The organism is Shewanella sp. SG41-4 (genome assembly GCF_014164505.1).
GTDB lineage: Bacteria > Pseudomonadota > Gammaproteobacteria > Enterobacterales > Shewanellaceae > Shewanella.
Window position 1 is genome coordinate 1 of record NZ_JACJFI010000728.1, and the last position, 773, is coordinate 773.

Below are 773 nucleotides of genomic sequence, written 5' to 3' on the forward strand. Positions count from 1 at the left end.
GTGACATCAACATCGGTGGCGCCTGCAGTGACAGGCACTTCAACATCAAAGCCGTTGTCGAGCATGTCTTGAGTGACAGGGCCGTTAAATAGGGTGTTGCCATTGCCGTCAGTGACAATCAAGGTGTCGCCAACTTGGGTGCCAGTCGCTAGCGTCACGGTGGCGGTCACAGTGCCATCAGTACCGATCTCATCGCTGTTGAACACGCCATCGCTGCCCATGCCGCTGAATTCAACGATTGGTGCAGGTGCGGCAACATTGTCCACAGGCTGGTTGTCAGTAGCTGTCGCAGATGGGTTACCCGCAATATCAATCACTTGCGCGGTGACATCAACATCAGTTGCGCCTGCAGTGACAGGGACTTCAACATCAAAGCCGTTGTCGAGCATGTCTTGAGTGACAGGGCCGTTAAATAGGGTGTTGCCATTGCCGTCAGTGACAATCAAGGTATCGCCAACTTGAGTGCCAGTCGCTAGCGTCACGGTGGCGGTCACAGTGCCATCAGTACCGATCTCATCGCTGTTGAAGATACCATCGCTGCCCATGCCGCTGAATTCAACGATTGGTGCAGGTGCCATGGTGGCATCAACAGGTTGTGTATCTGTTGCGGTTGCAGATGGGTTGCCGGCGATATCAATCACTTGCGCGGTGACATCAACATCGGTGGCGCCTGCAGTGACAGGCACTTCAACATCAAAGCCGTTGTCGAGCATGTCTTGAGTGACAGGGCCGTTAAATAGGGTGTTGCCATTGCCGTCAGTGACAATCAAGGT

General features: G+C 53.9%; 1 protein-coding gene. It reads right to left on the reverse strand.

Annotated elements, in window-relative coordinates; all coding sequences use genetic code 11:
• Window positions 1-773 (reverse strand): hypothetical protein (locus tag H5202_RS23530; protein WP_182774126.1); only part of this gene is annotated, 773 nt, incomplete at both ends.